Source organism: Ideonella sp. P3_A4 (genome assembly GCF_056403075.1).
Genome location: NZ_JBFUGE010000642.1, coordinates 1 through 3,255, shown reverse-complemented (window position 1 = coordinate 3,255; position 3,255 = coordinate 1). Strand labels below are relative to the sequence as shown.

The window sequence follows — 3,255 nt, the reverse complement described above, 5'->3', positions numbered from 1 at the left end:
GGCCTCGACCGCATAGCGCGGACTTCGCAGCCCCGGCGCGTGGCGCCCCTCGGCGTGGCCGACATAGGCCGAGACCCAGGGCTCGTTCAGCGTCATCCACCCACGCACACGGCCCGCCAACGCACGGCTGATCTGGTCGGCGTAGTCGGCAAAGCGGAACGACGTGTCGCGGTTCAGCCAGCCGCCCCGGTCTTGCAGGTGCTGCGGCAGGTCCCAGTGGTAGAGCGTCGCGTACGGTGCGATGCCGCGCTCGTCCAACGTGTCAAGCAAGCGCTGATAGAAGGCGACGCCCTTCGGGTTCAGGCGCCCGTTTTCGTCGATCACCCGCGGCCAGGCGATCGAGAAGCGGTAGGCGCTGAAGCCCAGGTCGGCCAGCATCGCCACATCGTCCGCATAACGGTGATAGTGATCGCACGCCACCGCGCCGGTGTCGCCGTTGACGATGTTGCCGGGCACGGCCCCGAAGCTGTCCCAGATCGACGGTAAGCGGCCATCAACGTCGGTCGCGCCTTCGATCTGGTAGGCCGCGGTGGCGGCGCCGAACAGGAAGTCGCGCCGCCAGATCGCCGAGCCGGCAGGCGGAAAAACGGGTTCAGGCGACACGGACATGGCACTCCATCTGGAACCGATTCCAACGTTACCGGATTGTCATCAAGCCCGAAGCTGAACGAAACGGTAAGAACCCGCGGTTTTGTTCATTTTTCGTTAAGCCTTGTGAGGGCAATCCCAGTGCCGATGTTCATCAGTATTTAACCTAGTGGTAAGAATTCGATAAGGTCTCCTAGAGTGCGCCCTTCGCGCGACTGGAAGCGGTTCCATCGCCCAGCGCGCGAGCCAACGAGCGAGGAGACAAGATGAACAAGTGGTTGACCTTGGGAGCGGCGAGCCTGGTGCTCGCGCTGAATGGCTGTGGCGGTAACGGCGATGACGACCCCGATCCGCCCAAGCCGCTGGACGACTGGCCGCACGTGACCAGCGCCATCGCGCAAGACAGCGCGCAGGAGGCGGCGATCAAGGACATCGTCGCGAAGATGACGCTGGCCCAGAAGGTGGGCCAGATGACCCAGCCCAACATAGCCAGCATCACGCCCGACGAGGTGCGGCAGTACTACATCGGCTCGGTGCTGAACGGTGGCGGCGCGTGGCCGGGCAATCAGAAGACCGCGACTGTCGGCGACTGGCTGGCATTGGCCGATGCCTACTGGCAGGCCTCGATGGACACCGACATGGCGGTGAAGATCCCTGTCATCTGGGGCACCGACGCGGTCCATGGCCACGGCAACGTGTTTGGCGCCACCCTCTTCCCGCACAACATCGGGCTGGGCGCGGCGAACGACCCCGAGCTGGTCGAGCGCATCGGTGCGGCAGTCGCGAAACAGGTTGCGTCCACCGGCATCGACTGGACCTTCGCGCCGACGCTGGCCGTCGTGCGCGATGACCGCTGGGGCCGCACCTACGAAGGCTTCTCGGAAGACCCGAGCATCGTCGGGTCGTACGGCGGGCGCTATGTGACGGGGCTGCAAGGCAAGTTCGCAGCGTCGGGCCGGCCGACTGTCGTTGCGACCGCCAAACACTTCATGGGCGACGGCGGCACCGACCAGGGCAAGGACCAGGGCGAGAACAAGTCCAGCCTGAACGACATGATGAACATCCACGGCGCCGGCTACTACTCGGCGCTGGAGGCTGGCGCGCAAACGGTGATGGCCTCGTTCAACAGCTGGACCTTCACCGGCACGACGAAGGACGGCAAATCGCTGGCCTTCGCCAACACCAAGATGCACGGCAACCAGTACCTGCTGACCGACGTGCTGAAGACCAAGATGGGCTTCGACGGGCTGATCGTGTCGGACTGGAACGGCATCGGCCAGGTCCAGTACACCGACGCGCACGGTGACACCAAGACTTGCACCAACGCCTCATGCCCGGTGTCGATCAACGCCGGCATGGACTTGGTGATGGTGCCCGACGACTGGAAGGCCTTCATCGCCAACACCATCGCATCAGTCGAAGCGGGCGAGATCGCGATGTCGCGCATCGACGATGCGGTCACGCGCATCCTGCGCGTCAAGCTGCGCGCCGGGCTGTTCAAGATCGAGAACGGCGCGAGCGTGGCGGTCAAGCCTTCGCAACGCCCCGGTGCCGGCGATGCAACCGCGCTGGTCCATCGAGACCTGGCGCGTGAAGCGGTGCGCAAGTCGCTGGTGCTGCTGAAGAACGACGGCGGCGTTCTGCCGCTCAAGCGCGGCGAGAAGATCCTCGTCGTCGGCCGCAGTGCCGACAGCATGTCGAACCAGACGGGCGGCTGGTCACTGACCTGGCAAGGCACGTCGAACACGAATGCCGACTTCCCGAACGGCGACACGCTGCTGGCGGGCATCCGTGAAGCGGCGGGTGACGCCAACGTGACCTACGCGCTCGATGCGACCGGCCTGACCTTGACCGACTACAAGACGGTGATCGCGGTGATTGGCGAAACGCCCTATGCCGAAGGCGCCGGCGACATCGGCCGCACCGGCACGCTCGAGCACGCCAAGCGCTACCCGGCGGACCTGGCGCTGCTCGAGTCGCTGAAGGACAAGGGCGTGCCGGTCGTCACCGTGCTGCTCAGCGGTCGGCCGCTGTGGGTCAACAAGGAGCTGAACCGCAGCGATGCCTTCGTCGCCGCCTGGCTGCCCGGCACCGAGGGCCAGGGAGTGGCCGACGTGCTGTTCCGCAAGGCCGACGGTTCGGTGAATGTCGACTTCAAGGGCAAGCTGTCGTACTCATGGCCCAAGGCCGCGTGCCAGGTGCCGCTGAACAAGGGCKATGCCACCTACGACCCGCTGTTCGCATTCGGCTACGGCCTGAGCTACGCGGAGCCCGGCACGGCCGTGGGCAAGACGCTCGACGAGACCACGCCCGACCTCGGCTGCGGCCAGAGCGGCAACACCGGCCCGGCGGCGACCGAACCGCTGGAGGTGTTCAACCAGGTCCAGAGCAGCACCTTCCCCCTCTTCATCGGTTCGTCGCCGAACTGGATGAAGCCGGTCGGTGACGACCTGAACGCCAAGCTCACGACAGACGACGGCACGCTGACGCTCGAGACCACGCAGGTCAACGTCCAGCAGGACGCGAAGAAGATCGCGTGGACCGGCCTGGCCGAGTTCAAGGCGATGGCTGCCGACCCGCAGTCACCCGGCACGCGCCACCCGCAAGACCTGATGAGCTACATCCACCCGGATGCGAAGGCGGTGTTGGCGTTCGACATCGTCATGC

At 65.6% G+C, this 3,255-nt stretch carries 2 protein-coding genes; one reads left to right on the top strand and one right to left on the bottom strand.

Translation table 11 applies throughout. The features are described 5' to 3' along the window. Window positions 1-609 (bottom strand): family 1 glycosylhydrolase (locus AC1DYI_RS30410; RefSeq protein ID WP_477207848.1); only part of this gene is annotated, 609 nt, incomplete at its 3' end. Between the two features lie 245 nt (window positions 610-854). On the opposite strand from AC1DYI_RS30410, the gene AC1DYI_RS30405 reads away from it, so the two are divergent. Continuing rightward, on the top strand, window positions 855-3,255 hold a 2,401-nt coding region (locus tag AC1DYI_RS30405; RefSeq protein WP_477207847.1), incomplete at its 3' end, for a glycoside hydrolase family 3 protein.